Source organism: Bythopirellula sp., assembly GCF_041737835.1.
Lineage (GTDB): Bacteria > Planctomycetota > Planctomycetia > Pirellulales > Lacipirellulaceae > Bythopirellula.
The window spans coordinates 110,095-131,703 of sequence record NZ_JBGSQY010000031.1; the positions used below are offsets into that span (position 1 = coordinate 110,095).

At 55.4% G+C, this 21,609-nt stretch carries 11 protein-coding genes; all 11 read left to right on the plus strand.

From position 1 onward, the window contains the following. The first annotated feature begins 69 nt into the window (after window positions 1-69). Window positions 70-1,404, plus strand: coding sequence for a DUF1501 domain-containing protein (locus AC6T8Q_RS09855; RefSeq protein ID WP_500678912.1), 1,335 nt, complete (start codon window positions 70-72; stop codon window positions 1,402-1,404). Between the two features lie 12 nt (window positions 1,405-1,416). After that, a complete protein-coding gene (locus AC6T8Q_RS09860; protein ID WP_500678913.1) occupies window positions 1,417-3,171 on the plus strand; it encodes an EF-hand domain-containing protein in 1,755 nt (584 codons plus the stop codon). Window positions 3,172-3,407: 236 nt separating this feature from the next. After that, on the plus strand, window positions 3,408-4,388 hold the full coding sequence (locus AC6T8Q_RS09865) for an AAA family ATPase (protein WP_500679061.1): 981 nt from the start codon (window positions 3,408-3,410) through the stop codon (window positions 4,386-4,388). 26 nt (window positions 4,389-4,414) lie between these two features. Then, the gene (locus AC6T8Q_RS09870) at window positions 4,415-5,437 is read left to right on the plus strand and encodes a DUF58 domain-containing protein (RefSeq protein WP_500678914.1); all 1,023 of its coding nucleotides are present in this window, start codon (window positions 4,415-4,417) and stop codon (window positions 5,435-5,437) included. Between the two features lie 28 nt (window positions 5,438-5,465). After that, a complete protein-coding gene (locus AC6T8Q_RS09875) occupies window positions 5,466-7,676 on the plus strand; it encodes a BatA domain-containing protein (RefSeq protein WP_500678915.1) in 2,211 nt (736 codons plus the stop codon). Window positions 7,677-7,685: 9 nt separating this feature from the next. Continuing rightward, window positions 7,686-10,511 (plus strand): hypothetical protein, encoded by a 2,826-nt coding sequence (locus AC6T8Q_RS09880; protein WP_500678916.1) that lies wholly within the window; start codon window positions 7,686-7,688, stop codon window positions 10,509-10,511. 45 nt (window positions 10,512-10,556) lie between these two features. Further along, the gene (locus AC6T8Q_RS09885; protein ID WP_500678917.1) at window positions 10,557-15,017 is read left to right on the plus strand and encodes an AAA family ATPase; all 4,461 of its coding nucleotides are present in this window, start codon (window positions 10,557-10,559) and stop codon (window positions 15,015-15,017) included. A 16-nt stretch (window positions 15,018-15,033) separates the two neighbouring features. Continuing rightward, window positions 15,034-16,221 (plus strand): prenyltransferase/squalene oxidase repeat-containing protein, encoded by a 1,188-nt coding sequence (locus AC6T8Q_RS09890; protein ID WP_500678918.1) that lies wholly within the window; start codon window positions 15,034-15,036, stop codon window positions 16,219-16,221. A gap of 14 nt (window positions 16,222-16,235) precedes the next feature. Beyond that, window positions 16,236-17,387: a prenyltransferase/squalene oxidase repeat-containing protein gene (locus tag AC6T8Q_RS09895; RefSeq protein ID WP_500678919.1), complete on the plus strand. Its 1,152-nt coding sequence runs from the start codon at window positions 16,236-16,238 to the stop codon at window positions 17,385-17,387. Between the two features lie 36 nt (window positions 17,388-17,423). Then, entirely contained in the window at window positions 17,424-18,593 is a 1,170-nt protein-coding gene (locus AC6T8Q_RS09900) for a prenyltransferase/squalene oxidase repeat-containing protein (protein ID WP_500678920.1), read from the plus strand. 140 nt (window positions 18,594-18,733) lie between these two features. Further along, entirely contained in the window at window positions 18,734-21,592 is a 2,859-nt protein-coding gene (locus tag AC6T8Q_RS09905) for a PAS domain S-box protein (protein WP_500678921.1), read from the plus strand. Window positions 21,593-21,609: the final 17 nt, after the last annotated feature.

The following is a 21,609-nucleotide window of genomic DNA, read 5'->3' on the forward strand; positions in this document are numbered from 1 at the left end:
TGACCTCGGTCAGAAGCTTGAACAATTGAACCGGCCTTCAGGCCAGCTACAGAATACGAGGTGTGAATCATGGCCAAGTTGAACGAAATGGATCGCCGACGATGGATGCAATCCGCTACGCTCGGCCTGTGTGGCTTAAGCGTCAGCGGCTGGCTGCCGTCGTTTGCCCAGCAACTGGCCGCCGACCCCAAGCGTCGACGGCATTGCATATTGCTGTGGATGGCTGGTGGACCCAGTCAAACCGATACCTTCGACATGAAGCCGGGGCATGAAAATGGCGGCGAATTCAAAGAGATTTCCACCAATGTGCCAGGCATGCGATTCAGCGAACACTTGCCACAGCTCGCCAAGCAAGCCGATCAGCTAGCCATCATCCGTGGTCTAAGCACAAAAGAAGGAGATCACGGGCGCGGAACGCATTTGATGCGGACGGGCCGCGCGCCGATGGGTGTGGAAAAATTCCCCGCTATTGGTGCCGCTCTGGCGAAACAACTTGCGTCAAGTGAAATCGCCTTACCCCCTTATGTGAGTATCGCACCCTACCGCGCATTCAATGCCGAAGCATTTGGGCCTGGGTTCCTAGGGCCGAAGTATGCTCCCTTGTTCGTGGGCGAAACCAATAGCGGCGCCCCCGTGGCCGGTGACGACTTCGCTCAATTGAAAGTCGATGCCCTCGCACCACCCGATGGCGTGACGAAAGCCCAAATGGAACGTCGCTTGGAAATTTGGCAGACCATGGAAGACGGTTTTCTCGGGCGTCATCCGGCCGAGGCGACGCGGGCTCATCAAATGGTTTACGAAAATTCTTTGCGGATGATCGACAGCGATGCCGCATCGGCGTTTGATTTGTCGAAAGAACCACAAAAAGTTCGCGAGGCCTACGGCAAGGGCATGTTCGGTCAAGGTTGCTTGCTCGCGCGGCGATTGGTCGAACGGGGCGTGCCGTTTGTGGAAGTCTCGCTCAATACGAGTTCCAACGGCAGCTTCGGATGGGATACGCATGCCAACAACTTTACGGCCGTGGAAGCCCTTTCCAAAGAACTCGACGCCGGCTGGGCGACGTTGATGGACGACCTGCGTTCGCGCGGCTTGTTGGAATCGACCACCATTATCTGGATGGGCGAATTTGGCCGCACTCCCAAGATCAATGGATCCGGCGGACGCGATCACTTCCCGCAAGCTTGGTCATGCGTCATGGCCGGTGGCGGGATTGCAGGTGGACAAGTGTACGGCAAAACCAGCAAAGATGGCATGCACGTCGAGGAGGCAGAAACTTCGGTGACCGACGTTCTTGCCACCTTATGTACCGCACTCGGAGTGGCCCCGGAAACGCAGAATATGTCGACATCCGGCCGACCCATTGCGATGGTCGACGGAATGGCAATCGATGAATTAGTGAGTTGAGAAATAACTTCCATGCACTTCTCTCAATCAAACACGCTCGATTCTTTAGCTCGACTCAACAAGTCGTGCCGGGCGTGCTTCATTGGCTTGATGACAGTGTTTGCGGGTATGCAGCAACTCATATTTGCTGAAGATGTGCAGAGCGAAAAGCCTCTCGCCACGTGCGCCGTCCAAGAGCTAAAAGCACAAGCAGACAATTATGAAATGACGCAGGCCGTGGTCCTCAACGGATATCAACAACCGCCGGATACGACGCTCGACAATTATGCCCGTAGTGCCGATGGCCAGTGGCTGATCCCTCAGCAAGTGGATCGAACAGATCCCAATGTGCGGCTGCTTATTTTAGGCCCTGAACAGCCGCTGCTGGTTGATATCGCCATTTTCATTGATGGCGAACCATTCACCGCAGCACGGGAGAAATTAATCGACGACTTGTTGGATGATGCAACGGTCGAAACTCTCGTTCGCGATGCCGTGAAAGTCTCGTTGCCAGAAGATGTAAAAGAAACCGAACAGGTCGCCGAGAGCAACTCCAACGATGAAGAATCCCAAGAAAATAAATCGCAAGAGGAAGATCAAGGAGAGGCCAAAAAAGATCCTGACAAGCCAGTCGTCGACGTGCAGCAACGAGCGACACGAAGCGTTGCTCAGCGATTAGTCAATTATATGGCTTCGGCGGATGTCAAAGCCGACCGCGAGGAAGTACGTTGGCTGCTTGCCGAGTGGACGGGTGGCCCAGCGATTTTAACACTGGGCCCAGCCATGAATTGGCAACGGGTTGGTTTCGCTCCACTCTGGAATGCCATCGATGTCGATGCCGATCGAATCTTAAGCGCGGCTGAAATTGCCGCAGCCGCGGAACGTCTCGCCCAGGCGGATGTCGATGAAAACAGCATCGTCGAGTTGGAAGAACTCTTCGCGATGGGTTCTCGGAACACGACGGCACCCTTTGGTCACCCACTTGCCGTGGTGATCGATCGGGAAACAAATTGGCAGCAATTACACTCCCATCTGCAAGCTGCCTACAGCCGACGCGAGACGGGGCAGCAAGGATCAGCCGCCTCGTCCGCGTCGGCGCTTTTGAATCGTATCGCGAGTGGCCAACTGAATGTGTCACAGACCGAAATCCAGAGCTTAGTGGAAGAAACCGCCGACATAAAGTTGCGCGTTTCGCTCGGCAAGCAAGACGGTGAGAAACAGGTTGCTTTGTTGGCAATGAACGCGGGCGAGCATTTGCAGCATGAGAATATGGTGACCGCCCTTCAAGGTGCGCAGTATTTGGAATTTTCTGCGGGCGATGCGAAGGAGCAAGATGCCGCCGAACCGGTGGCAACTCAGATCGCCATTGGAGCTGTTGTGGATGGCTATCCCCTGTTCCGCTTGGCAGATCGTAACGGTGATCGTCGGCTCTCACCTCGTGAGTGTCGCAATATGGCGGCCGTTTTGGCGGCACTCGATCGGAATGGTGATGGACAAATTGATTCCCACGAAAAACCCACTGCCATTCGCGTTTCAATCACCCGTGGCCCTCATGCCCACGAAATGCTTGCTGAGCCGACGTCGGCGGCGCGCGATTTTGCCAGTGTTGGTGCGACTGCGAACGCTGTACCTAAGCCCGCAGCCAGCGTGCCAGCGTGGTTCACGGATATGGATCGCAATCGCGACGGCGACGTATCCCGGAGCGAATTTTTGGGGACCAGCGAGCAATTCAAGCAACTCGATGGTGACGGTGATGGCTTGATTGGCGACCAGGAAGCCACGGAATAGTTGCCAAGATTTTGACGATCTCAGCGAACTCCCATTGTTTTACCCCAAAAACCGGTATCATAAACAAATCCGCGGTTGCGGCGTATCTATCTTCGATAGGCTCTATCCAGGATAGACGTCGCCTTAACATTCCCACCCCAGAGCCTCCGGAACTTATCATGAGTGAGAATCATCAAACCGTGCTCGATTCCAATCACGTACTTGCTCCCCACGCCAGCACGGAAGAAGTCACCCGAATGGTGAACAATCTGTATGCCACCTATGAACGGATGCGCACAGAACTGGCTGGTGTGATCGTCGGCATGGATGAAGTGACCGAACAATTGATGATCGGCATCCTTTGTCGCAGCCACTGTATTTTGCAGGGCATGCCGGGCTTGGCGAAGACGTTGCTGATTTCGCAACTCGCGTCATTGATGGACCTCACGTTTCATCGCATCCAGTTCACCCCCGACTTGATGCCCGGTGACATCACCGGTGGCGACGTATTGGAAGAAGATCACACGACCGGCAAACGGGCGTTTCGCTTTTTGCAGGGCCCTTTGTTTGCCAATCTGGTGTTGGCCGACGAAATCAATCGCACCCCGCCCAAGACTCAAAGCGCATTGCTCGAAGCGATGGAAGAACGCCAACTTTCCGTCGGCGGGAAAACCTATCGGCTGCCAAATCCGTTTTTTGTGCTGGCGACCCAGAATCCCATCGAAGTGGAAGGAACTTATCCTCTGCCCGAAGCCCAGCTCGACCGTTTTCTGATGAAAATCAAGGTCGAGTATCCCGACCGCGTCGGTGAATTGGAAATTTGCCGACGGCAAACGACCGATTACTCGCACACGACGCAGCAAGTGATCGATGTCCAGCAACTCCTCGCCATGCAGCAACTTGTGCCCAAGGTGGTGGTGGCGGATCACGTTTACGAAGCCGCCGTGGATTTGGCCCGCATGACTCGCCCCGACGAAGGCAAACTCCCCGCCGACTTGCGCGATAAGGTTCAATACGGCGCGGGGCCGCGGGCGAGCATCGCTCTACTCAAAGCGGCCAAAGCTCGGGCATTGCTCCACAAGCGTTGTCATGTCACGACGGCTGATGTTCAAGCGGTCGCGCTGCCCGTGTTGCGGCATCGAATTATCCCGACGTTCAATGCCGAGGCGGCCGGTCTCGACACCGATGATATTGTCAACGCACTCGTCGAGCGGAGCACGCTCGCGGCCAGCGCATAAAATTCATGGCAAGCATTTGAGTTATCGTGGAACAACAACCCCGCGTGCAACAATTTGTCGATTCTCTGCGAGCGCGGGAAAGTCCACGCCCTAGCCCCACGGTTCGCATGCCGATGCCGGCAGCGCGTGCAGGCGTGCCGACTAAGCCGATTTTCGATCCTCAGATGCTCACGAAGCTGGGGCGATTGGAAATCATCGCTCGCACGGTTGTCGATGGGCTGCTTTCAGGCAAGCATCGCTCCACGCATAAAGGTGGCTGCACCGACTTTGCCGAGTATCGACCCTACACCCAAGGCGATGACATCCGGCAGCTCGATTGGAAAAAGTTTGCCAAGACCGACCGTTACTACGTGAAGCGTTATGACGACGAAACGAATCTCCAAGCTTTGCTGATCGTCGACGCCAGCGGTTCGATGCAGTTTGGCATGTCGACCGTCACGAAATGGCGGTACGCGCAAATGGCTACCGCGTGTTTGGGGCATTTATTGCTAAGGCAACGCGATTCAGTGGGCCTCGCCGTTGTCGGTGAAAAGCTGCGCGACTATGTCAAACCCTTGCCGCGGGCCAATCATCTTTCTCGGGTGATCAACGTGCTGGAAGGGATCGACGCCAGCGGCAAGTCGAAGCTCGACGAAACACTTCAAGAATTAACCGGTCGTTTGAAACGTCGGGGCATGGTGATTCTGCTGAGCGATTGTTTCGGAGACGTCCCCAAGCTGAAACACGTCCTCGAACAATTTCGCCTGCGTGGTCATGACGTGCTCGTGTTTCAAGTCTTAGCGCCTGAAGAATTGGAATTCCCTTTCAAACGGGAATCGTTCTTTCAGGATTTGGAACTCCCACGCCGGCTACAAATTAATCCCAACACGCTACGCAAACAGTACCTCGCCGAGTTTCGCGCCTTTCGCGAGCAATTTCGCGACATGCTCACCAATATTGGTGCCGATTTGGTCACGCTCAGAACAGACCAAGATTTGGGGGAAACATTGGCTCAATATCTGCGCCGGCGTACCGCACAGAAGACTGCCACGTTAGCTCGTACTCGTTAAACCGAAATCCTCGTTTGAGAAGATCGCCGTGTCGTTCCTCAGTGGACTATTCCTGTTCGCCTTGCCGCTGGCCGCCGTGCCGGTGTTGATCCATCTCTATCGGGGACGGCAACACGACATGGTTTATTGGGGGGCCATGCAGTTTTTGGAAAAGGCACTCACTAAGGGTCGCAGTTGGGAAAAGCTCGAAGAAATCCTACTGATGTTGCTGCGGACGGCGGTGGTGATTGCTTTGATCTTTGCTCTGGCCAGACCTCTGGTGAGCAGCAGTTGGTGGGGTTCGGCCGGGAGCCGCGAGGTTGTGTTGATCCTCGACAATTCGCTGTCGATGTCACGCACGGTCGCCGATACTTCATCTTTCGATCAACTCAAAGATAATGCCGTGGCGTTTCTCGATGAACTTTCCGGCGACGACCGTGTGCATGTGATGCTTGCGGCCGGAGGCGGGCAATGGCTCACTGCCGAGGGTCTCACCGGCGATTACGCGGGTGTGAATCAAATTCGCTCGCTCGTCGAAGGGGCTGAACCGTCTCGCGGCTCGGCCGATTTGCTGACCTGTCTGCTTTCCGTTGTTCACCTGCAACCCGAGGACAAGCCAGCGTCACGGCGGGTGGTCGTGTTTACGGACAATCAAGAACAAAGCTGGCAACTCGAAGCCGAACAAGCCTGGACACAATTGGGAGAAACACTCACAAACGCGAATGTTCCTACAACCATCCAAGTTATGGAATGTGGATTGGAAAACAACCAGGTAGACAATCTCGCGGTACAGGGGATCGAAGTTTCGCGAAAGATTGCTCGGCCCGGTGAAGAGATTCAAGCTCGTGCGCAAGTGATCAATCTGGGAGAAGTTGAGCGTCCTGCGGGAGTTGTCGAGTGGCTGGTCGATGATGAAGTCGTGGGCACAAGTTCATTGGGAGTATTATCACCAGGCGCCACGACCGAGGTTTCAACGTCGCTGCGGCGAAAAGATGCCGGGACTTATCTGATTCGCTGCCGCATTGAGGCCGACGATCAAGTGCCGCTCGATCAGGAAGAAGGAACGGTTCTGGAAGTAACCGATGAAATTCCCGTATTAGTGGTCCATAACCCCGAATTTGCGAATGGCGAGAAATCATCCCGCGATTTTTTGACCGCAGCGCTGGGGTACAACGGCACGGACCCACAACCTTGGCACGCGGTTTATCGCCCTACGATTATTGAAACAAGCGAATTAGCCGAGACGAATCTTGCCCAGTATCGGGCCATTGTGCTTACCGAGGTCCTCGAAGGAGATGATGTAACGATTTCGCGACTCGATGATTTCGTTCGAGAAGGGGGCGGATTGTGGATCGCGCTGGGTGAGAATGTCGATCGCTCGAATTTCAATCGCGATTTTTTCGACGATGGTGATGGGCTCAGTCCGTTGCCGCTGGAAAGCCTGCAAGAAAATGACTCGGCCACCGAAGAAGCGAGCCAAATTCACCCGCCCGGCCGCGATCATCCCGCGACGGTGCAATTAGCCAACACCGCGCAACTTGATATCGATGAAGCCCGTATCAACACGCATTGGTTGTTTGCTCCGCGTGAGGAAAATGCGGCAGAAACCAAAGTTTTGCTCGAAGCGGGCGACGGCACGCCACTTGTCGTTGAGAACTACGTGGGGGAAGGACGAGTCATCGTTCAATCTTTCCCGCTGGGATTGGAGTGGAGCAACTTACCACAACTCAAATCGTATGTGGTGATGGTGTCTGATTGGCTGGATTATTTGACGGCGCCCACGTCGGCCCGTTTTAATCTTGCGTCGGGAAGTGCCTTGGTCGCTACGTTACCGACTAGCGCCGATGGTGACGAGATTCAGTTACTTACTCCTGCGGGTACCACCGTGCCACTTGTTGGTCAAGAACTTGAAGACTCACACGTGGTTCGTTACTGGCAAACTCATTTGCCGGGTGCATATCGAGTTCTGTATACCGACGGTGGCCAATCCGCGAGCATTCCTTTTCACGTTGCTCGTGATCCACGGGAATCACAGCTTAGGTTTCTCGACGAGCAGCAGCGCGATTCGCTCGCCGCGTCGGGGCTCGTGTTTGGCACGGAACTTCCCGAAGCGCAAGTGACCGAAGAATCCACCGTGCGGGAGCAGCCGATCTGGCAGACACTTTTAGTCGCACTCATCGTTTTACTTGCCGCTGAATTGTTGATTTCATCGTGGTTAACACGACAACGGAGCGGCCCAGCCTTGAACAGCTCGTTTTAAGTTTCAATCATGTCTCCCAGCCAACAATCTGAAAACTTGATCTTCGACGGCGCGCTTTCGCTGCCGACGGCGATCGTAATTGGGTTGTTGCTTATTGGACTCACGACGTGGTTATTGATTCGTGACCGTAACGCCTTAGGCACGGGTTGGGCCACTGTGTTTTGGGCCACGCGGTTGGGTGCGGTGGGGTTAGCCCTCTGGATGGCGGTCGGTCCCACGATGGAAAAAGTCGAGCGCAGCAGCACACCGCAATCGATTGCGATTATTGCCGATCACAGCGAGAGCATGAACATCGTTGATCCCCCCGACGGCGCTGAAAGCGTCCGTTGGGAATTAGCAGCTGAGAAAATGACCAGCGACCCGCAAGCGGCAGAGATCGCCATGATTGCCGCGGACCGCGCGGGAGTGGCCTTGGCCGTGGCCAATCAACATTGCCAAACCACCGCGAAAATGCTGGCAGAGCATCGGCCCTTGAATTTGCTCCGTGGAAGTTTGAAATCGGTGCGAATCGCGGTGGAACGGGCTAGCAAACATTGCGAAACCATTAGCGACGAACTCGCAGGGACGCGCGACGACATGCTCGAACGGCTTGCTCGCGTTGACACGCTGCTGGAAGGCCCGATCGCGGAATCGCTCGACGCGGCTGAAAAAGCGGTGACTGATCGGGGTGATTCTGTTGTTGAAGAATTAACGACATCCTTGGGGCAGTTGGGCGAAGGCCTGACAGGTGCTCAGCGTCGCATCGATATTTTGGCGAGCGATCTCCTCCGCGAACAAATCGATGCCAATAGCGGCGTGTTCGCGACGGACGAAAATCAAAATCGCCAAGAAAAAACATCGGAAGCCTTACGGGCTTTGGAGCGAGGCGCGCTGACGGACTTGCCCGACGACGTGCGCGTGAATCGCTTTCGTTTTGATGCGATGTTGACGCCCGTGTCGGGAGATGAGCCTTGGTCGCAGCGATTGAATGTGGAAGCGGATTCGCAACCGCGTACTGGAAAACCGGCCAATCCAAACACAAATCTGAGTGGCGTATTGGAACAACTCTCCAAAGCACGCACCACCGACGCCACTCGGCTGGCCGTCGTTTACACAGATGGCCGCCACACGGCCATTGATGGCGTCGCGCCTCAAGAAGCCGCCGCGGAATTACACGATTTGCCCGTGTTCGTCGTGCCAGTCGGCAGCGCAGCCTTGGTTCGTGATCTGGTGGTGCATCGCGTGACTGCGCCGTCGACCGTCGTGGAACGTGACTCCGCAGTGATTGAAGCGATTGTCACCGCGTTTGATTGCGACGGTTTGCAATCGGAACTCGTGTTACGGCATAACGGTGAAATCGTCGATCGCAAACCGGTCGATTTCACGGGTGATCGCATTGATCGCCGGGTGAAGTTCGATGTCTACGCCGACAAGCTGGGGTGGCAAGAATATGAGTTGGCTTTGGAACCCGTCGACGGTGAGGCCAGCCAAGCCAACAACGTGACGCCCGTTTCTTGGGAAGTCGTTAAAAATAAATTCCGCGTTTTGTTGTCGGATGGCGTTTCGCAGTGGGAATATCGCTATTTGCAGCAACTCTTCCGCCGCGATCCTCACGTGGAATGCGACGAACTGCTCTTCTTCCCTCGGCTACGTGGCACGGGCAACCTTGCCGCCAAGCCGCAATTTCCCAGAACGGTCGACGATTGGGCGATGTACGACGTGGTGATTCTGGGCGACATCAGCCCCAAACAATTGCCGCGCGCGAGCCAGGAATCACTCGTGGAATATGTTCGCAAACGAAACGGGCATCTCATTCTAATTTCTGGCCGTGATCATATGCCACAAGCCTATGAAGGCCAGCCATTGATGGGACTGCTCCCGGTCGAGCCACTCTCTGGCACGGTCTACGAAAGCTACACCGTGGCGCTCACTGACGAGGGCCGTGTCCACAGCGCACTCGCCATCGAAGATGGAGCCAAACTCAGCGAGATGGCCTGGCAAGACGTGTACGATCAGAAGCCGCTGGGTGGGGTCTCGCTATTTTGTAAGCCCAAGAAGACCGCGCGGACATTGATTGAAGCTGTTCCGTACGGTTCGACGGTGCAACTTCCCGAAGATCAGCAAGAACAAGCGGCGTTTCTCTGTTGGCATCAAGCCGGGGCGGGGAAGGTCGTTTATCTCTCTAGTCCCCAAACCTGGAAGCTTCGTTTTCGTCGCGATGATCGTCGGCATCATCGTTTTTGGGGGCAGATGCTCCGCTGGATTACTGCCACGAACTTAGGAAGCGGTTTCGATCTGGTCCGGCTTTCGACGGATCAAACCCATTACGCCACGAATGAACCGGTAGAAGTTACGGTATGGCTCAAGGATCAAACGGGTCGGCCACTCGCTGATCAAGAAGTGCAAGTGGCCGCGAGAGTTTTGGACGACACCGTTGCCAGTGTGCCCTTGGTGGCCGACGACGAAATGGCGGGACGCTACTCCGCCGTCCTCAAAGGTCTGCCCGCGGGTGCTTACGAGATCTTGGTCGAGGGGACGATCATCGATCAATTGCTGAGTGGCCAAGTGGAGCAGAAAGATGTCCGCTCGCTGATCTCGATTGAATCCAGCGACAGCCTGGAAATGATGGATACTCGCTGCGACCGGGCGCTGTTGGAGCAAATTGCCAAGACGACGGGTGGGCAAGTCATTCCGCCCACGGCGGTGGCGGAAGTTTTGCAACTTGCATCGCTGTCGCCCGAAGTTCATGAATCCGTGGAACGAACTCCGCTGTGGGATCGCTGGGCCAACCTGTGGATTATTCTCGGGTGTTTGTTCGTGGAATGGATCGTGCGCAAAGCCAAGGGCTTTGTGTAGGCCACAATAATTGACGTTGAAAAATTCTCCGTTGGAGGAGGAAACATGACTCGCCATTCGCAAGATTTTCGCGTGCCGCTCGCCGTTGCCGATAAACTGGAAGCCGTTCGTGCGCGGGCGTGGAAGATGCGGCTTCTCACGGCTGCGGTCAGTGGAATCGTTGTGCTCCTTGCCACGATGGGTATCTCCATGGCCATCGACCGTTGGGCCACGTTGTACAGCCCGACGTGGAGATCGCTGCTCACATTTTCAGCCTTAGCTGCGACGGGATTCACCGTCCTTGCCTGGATTGTGGCGGCATGGCGGTATGTGAATCGTGTCGAGCGCGTAGCCGCAGATGTTGATCGCCAAGTGCCAAAACTAGAAGAACGCTGGACCACGATCGCTCATCTCTCGACGCCCGAAAAAGCACGGGACGTTCACCCCGCGATGTTCCGTCAAGTGGCCGCCGAGGCGAACAACTATTCATCTCAAGTTGATCCCCACGAAGTTGTGCGGCCCGACGGCGTATTCCGCGCTGCTTGGTGTCTGACGGCGGTCGCGGCAATCTTGGCGGTTGCCGTGGTGATGGATTCGCATCGCACGGCCGTGTTATTCAAGCGGTTTTGGTTGCCGATGGCCAACATTTCGGCCACGGAGATTCTTCCCATTGCTCAAGAAGGTGTCGTCGCGCGGGGCGAATCGCTGGAAATCGCAGCCGAATTGAAGGGTACACCCGTCCGCGAAGCAACCTTGTTCCTCAGTCCGGAAGGGGCTGACGAGCAAACAATCACTCTCGTGCCGCGGGGTGACGAGCATAATCGGCTGACGCATCGGGTACGATCCGTCAAAGAGCCGCTGCGGTATCGCTTAAGAGCCGGCGACGGTCAGAGTGATTGGCAAGAAGTTGCGGTAGCGGATCGCCCCGAACTTGCGGCGGCAGCGCTCAAATTGATCCCTCCTACATACACCCAACAAGAGCCCCAGGAGTTTGACAAACTCCCGCGGCGTTTGTCTGCACTCATGGGAAGCACGCTCCAGTTCGCGTTCAAACCAATGCATCCCATCGCCAAGCTGCACCTCGATTTATCCGGTGGCAAAGAGCAACCGTTGCTGATAGATGCCGATGGGTGGTATCGATGGGAAGTCAAAGTGTCGGAGAACATTTCGCTGTCCCCGATCTTGGAAGAAGAGCATGGGCTCACCAACAGGCGGCCGCCACTGTGCGACGTCCAAGCGCGGCCCGACAAGCCACCTGTCGTGCGAATCCTTACTCCCAATGAAGAAGTGGCCGTTCGTCCCGACGAAAAAGTGCCGGTCACCTTTGTGGCCAAGGATGATGTTCGCGTTGGCAGCGCCGAATTAGTTGTGTTCGACGAAGGAGGAAAGCCTGGCGCCGAGCCGCGAATTCTTGATACGATTCCCGTGCCGTTGGGTGACCAAGAAGGGGCGACCGAAGTCAAAGCCACGGTCGAACTTGATCTCTCGAAATACAAAGTCCAAGACGGGGCTCAACTCAGCTTCGCCGTGCGGGTCCGCGAAGATCGTAGCTTGCTGTCGCCGGTCATGCCCCAACAACCGGCGCTCAGTGGTGGTGAAGTCACGCAAGGCGAAATGATCGAGGGAGACGCCTCGACTATTGCAAACGCACAGCAAACGCAACCTAGCTCAACGCAGCCACAACCAGCAGGGGAACAAACAGCCTCTTCTCCGAATACTGAAGCTCCGCAGCCACAGCCGGGAGCAGAATCTGTCGCGTCGGCCGAACCGACATCGCCTGCTGATCCTTCTGCATCCGAGAAGCCAACATCACCTGCTGACGAACCTTCGGCCATCTCCAAAGCCATTGCCGAAGCCATGCCTGAGAAGCTCAAAGACTTAGCAGCAAAAAATACTGACCCTGAATCGAGTTCGACATCTACCGAGCCTTCCACGGCAGCAGGTACAAATGCCACCGCCAATAAAGAAACGACCAGCGATCGCCAATCGCTGAGTACAGCCAGTTCCGAAACGGCCCAACCACAAACGACTCCGCAGGCGGACCAAGATCAACCACAGCAAGTGGCTCAGAGTTCACCGCCACAAGCTGGCAACTCTTCTCCTCAGCCGATGGCTGGCAATCAACCTTCGCAACAGGCCAACGCCAATCAGCCACAACAACGTACCCAATCGGCGGAGTCCAATTCCGAGTCTACATCTGAGCAGATGGCCGATTCGCAAAACAATCCGAATCAACAACCGAACAACCAATCGGCACAAGACGCTAACAATCAGCAAAATCAACCGCAAGAACCACAGTCCAACCAAATGGCAGGGAGTACGCCACCACCCAACAACCATGCCATGAATCAACTTGATATACCACCTCCTGCTCAGTCGTCGACCAGCAATCGGATGCGGCTGAAAGTCGATGAATGGGCCGGCAGCTTTGCGGGCCAGGAACGGGCTCAGTTGGAAATGGCTATCTCACCGCAACTCCAGGAAATCGATCTCCTGCTGGAGAAAGCGGAAAAGCTCTCTCGCAATGTGCTCGATCATCTTGATGCGGGAAATGAATGGGCGGACGCCCAGGGCCGCGACATTGATAGCGCGGGCCAGCAGATCGCTAAGTCTCTGGAAATTGTCGAAGATCTAGAACAAAAAACTCATGGCACGCCTTACGCCTTCGTCGGTTTGCAACTTGTCAACATCGGCAAGGCCCACATGCAGCCTGCACGGAGAGAGTATTGGAAAGCGTTGCAAACCAATGCCGAGTCCCGCGTCACAGCTACTCGAGACGCTTGGCAACACACGGTGCGAGCGCGGGAAATGTTGGGCGAGATCACATCCAAATTTGAAACCGCCCGACGGGAATATGCGCTCGCCGAATCGGTTGAAAAAGTCAAAAAGATGTATCAGGTGTTTGTTGAGAATTCGATGGCCATGCTGAGTGGCAACGGCGACGAAAACGGCAGCAGTCCCTATAGCCGTAAAAGAGTGGAGTTCGAACTCGATGAGGAGTATCTCGCCCGCTTGCAGGAAGTTATCGAGATGCGCAACAAGATGCGAGCCGAACTCGCCAAGATCCTAGCGGATGACCCTCGTTTGCTACGACGTTTTCTGGATTCGCAGCAGAATCGGCGGCGAATATTACGCCACGAACTTGAGGAAATGATTGAAAGCCAACGCGAATTGAATCGCGAAGTATCGGCTTGGTCTCAAGCCGATGAAGCAGCGAAGCCAGAACTGCAAGCTATGATGCTTCAACGCCATGCCGAGACTTCGGCCGATTTGGCGGTCGATGCGGCCGTGTTGCAAGATCGCTTCGACACTTGGCTGCCGCTAGCGCAAGAGATGAACAACGCCGATGTGCAGACCGCGGCGAAGCTCTTGCAAGATGTCGCTACGGCCACGCAAGAGTTGAGCGCCGATGCGGATGCCTACATCATCCAGAATCAGCAAGCGACTTTAAAAGAATCCGGTGATGAGGAAGCACTTGCCGCGGGAGCGGGGGAAACACCCGTCGTCGATGCGGGCGTCACAGTCGAAGACATTGCCGCCGATGCCCAATCTCTTCACAACCAACTTGCCAATTTGGAAGTCTCGCTGCGCCAACTGGGTATGCAACAAGACCGTTCGGATTTGGCCGTGTTCGCCGCAAATCGCATGGTCGAAACGCGCGACTTGATCGCTTCGACCTCGGAATGGATGCGGCAACTCAAACAGCATCAAGATGGGAATTATCAGAACGCCGCGGAAGTCGAGCAATATCGGCTCGCCACGCAGACGGACGAAATGGCGGGTAAGCTCGCTAATCTGGAACAGCAGATGTCCGCTCTGCTGCAGCGCGTGGATAACAAGATTCCCGAGGAAATTGCCTTGAAGTCACGGGAGTTGTTGGCGTCTCTCGACGAGCAGGCAGGTCCCAATCAATTGTCGGCCGTTTATGCCTTGCGACGCAATCAACTCCCCCGCGCCGTGGAACGTCAAGCTACGGCGCTCGAAGCGATCGAGAAGGCCGGCAAGGATTATGATGAATTGATCCAATTGGCCATCAAAGAACTCGACAAACTCCCGGTGCAAGATCCGATCGCCAGCTTGCTTGAAGACCCCACGCTTGACGAATTGTTGGCCGGTTTGGAGCAAGAGTTCGCGATTGAAGAACTCTTGGGAATTCCGAATCGGCCATCGAACTTGCAAATTAGCGGCGACTTCATGCGATTGGGGGGAGACAACTCGGTCGCCACCGCCAGTAACCAGCGGATGATGATGAATCAGATGCTGCAACAACAGCGGATGCGGCAACGTCGGCTGGATCGTGCTTATCGCCGCGCGGTGGCTCGTGCCCTGAAAGAAGGCGAAGCGATCGAAGCGCCGGATGATGAATTGGAACTTGCCAAGGAAACGGTCGATTGGAACGTACTGCTATCGCAACTCGGAGACGATTTGGAACAGGGGGCGGATAAAGCTCCTCCTGAGCGTTACCGCCGTGCCATCGAACAATACTTCCGCCAGATTAGCCGGCCTGAAAATTCTCAATTGGACTGAGATTGAATTGACAACAATGCTAAAGCTGAATTTCAAGAAACGATTATTTTACGTATCGCTCGCGATGCTGTTGGGTTACTGTTTCCATACTGCAAGTGCGGGCGAATACGAAGCACCGGCCGATGATGTTCTCACGGAAGAAGAGTGGCAAGCCCTCGATCAATCCGTAGAAAAGGGTTTGGCTTGGTTAGCGAGTCAACAACAGCCCGACGGCTCGTTCCCCACGATGCCGTTTGGTCAGCCCGGTGTGACAGCACTTTGCGAACTGGCCTTTTTGTCGCATGGTCATGTTCCCGATGAAGGCGAATACGGCGAACGGCTTCATAAGGCGATTGACTACGTCGCGGGCTGCCAAAAAGAAAGCGGCTTGATAGCGCTGGTCTCACCGGGCGGCGCCACGATTAACAGGAACATTCCCCATCTGCACGGCAGCACCGCGTCTTATAACCACGCGATTGCTATGTTGGCTCTTACTGAAAATTATGCCATGGGTGGGGCCTCGGTTGCCGAACAGCTTGATCCCGTCATTAGCAAAGCCCTTCAAGCGACTTTGCAGATGCAAAAGTGGGACAAACGCCGCAATGTCGATGAAGGGGGTTGGCGGTACATCAATGTCACCCCCGAAATTTCCGAGGCGCTGGATTCGGACTTGTCCGCGACGGGTTGGCATCTCATGTCATTGCGTTCCGCCAAGAATGCGGGCTTCGACGTGCCGCAGGAGCCAATCGACGATGCCGTTGGTTTTGTCCGGCGGTGTTTTATTCCCGACTACGGTGCGTTCTTGCTGTTTTCGTCGAAATCCGATCACCGCAGCCGGGGCATGGCGGGGGCGGGAATTTTGGCACTCGCTCATGCGGGCCTGCACGACGCCCCCGAAACCAAGGAAGCTGGCGATTGGATCCTGAAATATGGCTTCACTAACTACAACGTCCAAGAAACTTTTGGCAAAGTAGGTTTCGTCGACGACAGATATCACTATAGTGCATTTAACTGCTGTCAGGCGATGTACCAACTGGGGGGAGATTATTGGCGGGAATTTTTTCCACCCCTGGCGCGGACCTTGATTGCAAACCAGAATCCTGATGGCTCCTGGAATCCCGAAAGCCATTTCGATGACAGACCTTACGGCAACTCTTACACGACGGCGTTGGTGCTGTTGTCGTTGGGTGCCCCTAATCAGCTTATTCCGATCTTTCAGCGTTAAGAGGTGCGTGCATCGTGCCGCGACTTTTGCTGTTGTGTGGATTGATGTTGTTCGTGACCAATGCTTGCCTAGCGCAAGGTTTGGACGATGTGCTTTCTGAAAAAGAGTGGGAAGACGTTGATCGGGCGGTGTCACGTGGATTGGTTTGGCTTTCCAAACAACAGCAGCCCGACGGCTCGTTCCCGACGTTGCCTTATGGCCAACCGGCGATCTCGGCATTGTGCGAAATGGCATTTCTTTCGCACGGACATCTTCCTGGTGAAGGCAAATACGGAGATCAACTCACCAAAACCGTCAACTATGTTGCTCGTTGCCAAAAACAAAATGGCTTGGTGACGCTAATCGGTCCAAATGGCCCCACGATTACCCGCCAAGTGGGCCACGAAATTGGCAGCGTGGCAAGTTACAACCACGCGATTGGTTCCTTGGTGCTCAGCGAGAACTATTCGGTGGGCGGAAGTGACGTCGCGCAAAAGCTCGAACCGGTCATCGAAAAGTCGATCTCTGCGGCGCTGCTCATGCAGCGTTGGCCCAAACGCCGTGACATCGATTTTGGCGGCTGGCGGTATGTCGACGTGTTCAGCGGCGAGGAAGAGGATTTTGATTCTGATTTGTCGCTCACAGGTTGGTATCTCATGTTCCTGCGTTCCGCCAAAAACGCAGGATTCGACGTGCCACAAGAACCCATAGACGACGCTGTTGGGTTCGTGCAGCGGTGCTTTCAGACCGATTATGGAATCTTTCAGCTCATGGCGACACGGGCAAATCGTCAGAGCCGTGGTATGGCAGGGGCAGGCATTTTGGCGCTCGCGCACGCTGGCCGTCATCGCTCCCCCGAGGCCAAAGCCGCTGGTGACTGGATCTTGCGCTACGATTTCGACCAGTACAACGGTCTGGAAACTTTCGGCAGGACAGGCTGGATCGACGATCGCTACCACTACAGCGCGTTCAATTGCTGCCAGGGGATGTATCAAATGGGCGGCGACTACTGGCGGGAGTTCTTCCCACCGCTGGCTCGAACTCTCGTCGCTAATCAGCAGCCCGACGGCTCGTGGTCTCAAGAAAGTCATACCGCGGATGCCAAATACGGCAACGCATACACAACCGCGCTCGCGATTCTGTCGTTAGGCGCACCGAATCAGTTGTTGCCTGTGTTTCAGCGTTGAGGTTTTTGCTTATTTAACCTTTTGGCATGCCAAACCATGAAGCGCCTGCTCATTGCTGTGGGAATTCTTATCGCAGTTTCTGTGAATAGTTTTTCACAGCAACGTGATTCCAATTGGCAGCCCGTGGAAGTTGCAGCCGACGTTCTCTCCGCCGAAGAGTGGGAATCCGTGGATGAGTCCGTCGACCTAGGGCTTCAGTGGCTGGCGCGACAACAGAACCCCGATGGCTCGTTTCCGTCCATGCCTCATGCGCAACCGGGCGTGACCAGTTTGTGTGTATTAGCCTTCATGGCACATGGCCATGTCCCCGGGCAAGGCAAATACGGCACGGAGCTTGATAAGGCGATCGACTACATCGTCGGGTGCCAAAAACGCAACGGATTGTTGGCCCTTGTCGCCCCCAACGGCGAAACGCTTAGCCGCAATGTCGATCACGAAATCGGCTACACCGTGGTTTACAACCACGCGATCGGCGCCCTAGTGCTTTGCGAATCCTACGCCATGAACGGTGCCAAGCGTGCCGAGCAAATCGAGCCGTTTATCCTGCACGCCTTGGATGCGACGCTCGAGATGCAGAACTGGCCGAAAGATTACGAAGTCGACGAAGGGGGCTGGCGTTATTTGGATGATTACGACGACCGCGACTCGGATTTATCGGTGACGGGTTGGCAACTTATGTTCCTCCGATCAGCCAAGAACGCTGGCTTCGACGTCGCGGACGAGCCAATCACTCGGGCCATCGGCTATGTCCGTCGCTGTTTCCGGCGCGAAGCGGGGAGCTTTTCTTACAAAACCGGGCCTGAAGAACGCATTTCGCGCGGCATGTCGGGGGCAGGAGTCCTTGCGCTCGCCCATGCAGGTTTGCACGGCACGCCCGAGGCGAAACGCGCCGGCGAATGGATCCTGCAAAGTGGATTCGACGAATATAATGGTTACGGTGGTATGAGCGTCAGTCGGCGCGACGACGATCGCTACCACTATGGGTTGCTAACTTGCTGCCAAGCGATGTATCAATTGGGGGGAGCGCCGTGGCACGAGTTTTACCCCAGAACCGTGCAGGCAGTACTCGCCGGTCAAAGTGCCGAAGGCTATTGGCAGCCCGAAAATCATGGGCGTGATACCTATTTTGGCAATGCCTATACGTCGGCCATTTGTCTGTTGGCGTTGGGAGCACCTAATCAATTGCTCCCTGTCTTTCAACGCTAATCTTTCTGATTTGTCATGCACGAGCTAGTGATTCAAGGCTCAAGATCGTGCCTGGTCGACACTGCGCTTTCCCTGAACGAACTCCGTAGTTAAACTGAAATTCCGCGATACATAAGCAAGTCGAGAGCCCTGGGATCCCCATGCCCGAGTTGGTCAAACCCATCAAAGATTTGCAGATCGAGCTGGCACAGCTTCGCCGCAGCGAGAGCCAGCTCAAGGAACGCCAAGTCGTTCTATTGCGATTGGCCCTTTCGCAGCAGAATCCCAACCAATCGTTCGATGCCAAGCTTCGCACGTTCACCAAAGAAGTCGGCAATTTCCTGCACGTTGAGCGTACCAGCATCTGGTTTCTTGACCGCGACAACACGGCGCTGCGCTGTTTGAACCTCTACGTTCGCAGCGATGATCAGCACTTTGCGGGGGGAGAACTTCCTACCAAGCAATTTCCTCGCTACCTTTCTTTCTTAGCTCAGGAAGGGGTGATCGCGGCCGATTATGCCCCTACCGACGTTCAAACAGAAGAGTTCGACAAAAACTATTTGGCCAAGCACGGCATCACTTCGATGCTCGATACGCCTTTGCGTGTGGGTGAGCGACTTCGTGGCGTTCTGTGTTGCGAACATGTTGGTGAGCCGCGGCATTGGACCGAAGAGGATCGAGAATTTGTCATTTCCTTAGCCGACTTGGCTTCGCTGACCCTGGCGACCCACGATGTCGGCCGTACTGAGGAGATGCTGCGCGCTTTATTGGACTCGGCCGCTCAAGGCGTGGTGGCCGTCGACGAGAATGGCCAAATCGCGCTGGTAAACTCGCTTGTCGAGCTGATGTTTCTCTACAAGCGTGACGAACTGTTGGGGCAGCCACTGGAAATCCTGATTCCTCACGACTTGTGCGATTCCTATCTCCGATCGCTCGCGGATAAGGTCGATGGCCGACACACGCTCGTCCCTCCCGTCGGAAAATACTTCCACGGCCAGCGCAAAGATGGCAGCGAGTTTCCATTGGAAATCGCTTTAAGCGATGTGCAACTTCACGACGAACGCATGTCCCTTGCCCTGCTGACCGATGCCACGCAGCGGGTGCAAATTGAACAGCGACTCATTAAAAGCGAAGAACTTTACCGGAGCGTTGTGGAGGATCAGGTCGATTTGATCGCCCGTTACACGCCCGACGGCATTCGCGTTTTTGCCAACGACGCCTATTGCCGATTTCTGGGGAAGAGCCGGCGTGAATTGATTGGTCGGCCTTTGTGGGAGCATATTCCTCCCGAAGATCACGACCGCATGCGCGAGAATTTCGCACGGCTCACCAAGGACAATCCTGTTCTCTACTACGAACATTGCGACGTGACCAACGGCAAAGTGGTCGTGAATCAATGGATCGACCGGGCGATTTTCGATGCCAATGGCAACTTGCGCGAAATCCAGTGCATTGGCCGCGACGTTACAAAACAGCGGGCAACCGAGGAGCGCTTGACCGCGGCCGAGCGGATGGAATCGATCGCCATGCTCGCCAGCGGGATCGCCCACGATTTCAATAACTTGCTGACACCGATCTTGATCTATTCGGAAAATCTGCAAACACGCCTGCGCGAAGGCAGCATCGAAGCCAATCAGGTGCAACAGATTTACCTAGCCGCGGATCGCGCGAAAACGCTTGTGCGCCAGATTCTCACCTTTGGCCGCAAGGGGGAACGTGCCGAGCGAGTGCCGACTCAAGTCACGGCGATGCTCAACGACGCCTTGCAGTTGATTAGGATGTCGGTCCCTCCGCATATTCGCTTGGAAATTCAAATCGACGAAGATTGCGGCATCATCAATTCCGACGCTGCGGAACTCTATCAAGTTTTGTCCAACCTGTGCAGCAACGCCTGTTATGTCATGAAGCAGGGAGGCACGCTGACCGTCTCGGCTCATAAGAAGCATTTCGAGGCCGACGATTTCCCGGCGGGGGAGTACGTCGAAATCAGCGTCAAGGATACGGGCCAAGGAATTTCTCCCGCCGATTTGAACCGCATTTTCGATCCGTTCTTTACCACGAAGCCCGACGGCGAAGGGACCGGGCTGGGACTCTCGGTCGTTCACGGCACGGTTCAAGACCTGGGGGGCACGATCAAGGTTGAAAGCCACGTCGGCAAAGGAACGACCTTCGTGGTGCTCTTGCCGTGCATCGATCAAAACCAACTCGACGATCGCAACGGCCAAACATCCGAGCAAGGTGTCATGAAATCGCATATCTTGCTCGTGGACGACGACGATCTGGCGCTCAAGTCGATGCAGCTTGTGCTGAAGCAACTGGGGCATCAAGTGACGGCTTGTAGTTCCGCCCAAGAGGCCCTGTCGTGCATGGCACACACTCGCGAACCTTTCGACGTGCTGCTCTCCGATTTTACGATGCCCAGAATGTCGGGATTGGAGCTTGCCGAACATGTTCATAGCCGTCATCCTAAGTTACCGATCCTGCTGATCACGGGGGACGCAGGGCAAGTCGATGAAGATGCCGCCAAACTGGCCGGAATCAGCGGTTTCATCGCCAAGCCGGCAGGATCGCGCGAATTGAGCGCTGCTCTCTGTCAAATCCACAAGTCTGCATGCGCTTCTCCACCTACCACTATGACTGAACCTACCTCTGAAGCCGAGCAACATGTGCTCGTCATCGACGATAATGAACTTGTGCGCAGCTCGCTCTTGAGTTTGCTCAAAACGATTGGCTTCGAGCCACACGCCGCCGCGAGCATGAGCGAGGCTCGGCAAATCCTCGAAAAACAGCCCGTCGATGCAGTGATCGTGGATCACTTTCTCGAAGGGGAAAATGGCTTCGAGGAAGCGCCACGGTTGTTCGCCTCATCCCGCGCGGCCAATGGCCATGTTCCGCTGCTCGTGGGAATGACCGGCTCGGAATATCAGCCACAAGGTGACGAACACCAGTTCGACGCCTTCCTCACGAAACCCTTCACGGCAGATCAGCTCCGCGATGTGCTCTCCATCAATCGTGCTTGAGCGCATTCTTAGCGCCG

Coding starts and splice junctions, on each gene's coding strand:
- AC6T8Q_RS09890 (WP_500678918.1), top strand. CDS start 15,034: ATGCTAAAGCTGAATTTCAAGAAACGATTATTTTACGTATCGCTCGCG.
- AC6T8Q_RS09860 (WP_500678913.1), top strand. CDS start 1,417: ATGCACTTCTCTCAATCAAACACGCTCGATTCTTTAGCTCGACTCAAC.
- AC6T8Q_RS09900 (WP_500678920.1), top strand. CDS start 17,424: ATGAAGCGCCTGCTCATTGCTGTGGGAATTCTTATCGCAGTTTCTGTG.
- AC6T8Q_RS09880 (WP_500678916.1), top strand. CDS start 7,686: ATGTCTCCCAGCCAACAATCTGAAAACTTGATCTTCGACGGCGCGCTT.
- AC6T8Q_RS09885 (WP_500678917.1), top strand. CDS start 10,557: ATGACTCGCCATTCGCAAGATTTTCGCGTGCCGCTCGCCGTTGCCGAT.
- AC6T8Q_RS09855 (WP_500678912.1), top strand. CDS start 70: ATGGCCAAGTTGAACGAAATGGATCGCCGACGATGGATGCAATCCGCT.
- AC6T8Q_RS09905 (WP_500678921.1), top strand. CDS start 18,734: ATGCCCGAGTTGGTCAAACCCATCAAAGATTTGCAGATCGAGCTGGCA.
- AC6T8Q_RS09865 (WP_500679061.1), top strand. CDS start 3,408: ATGGTGAACAATCTGTATGCCACCTATGAACGGATGCGCACAGAACTG.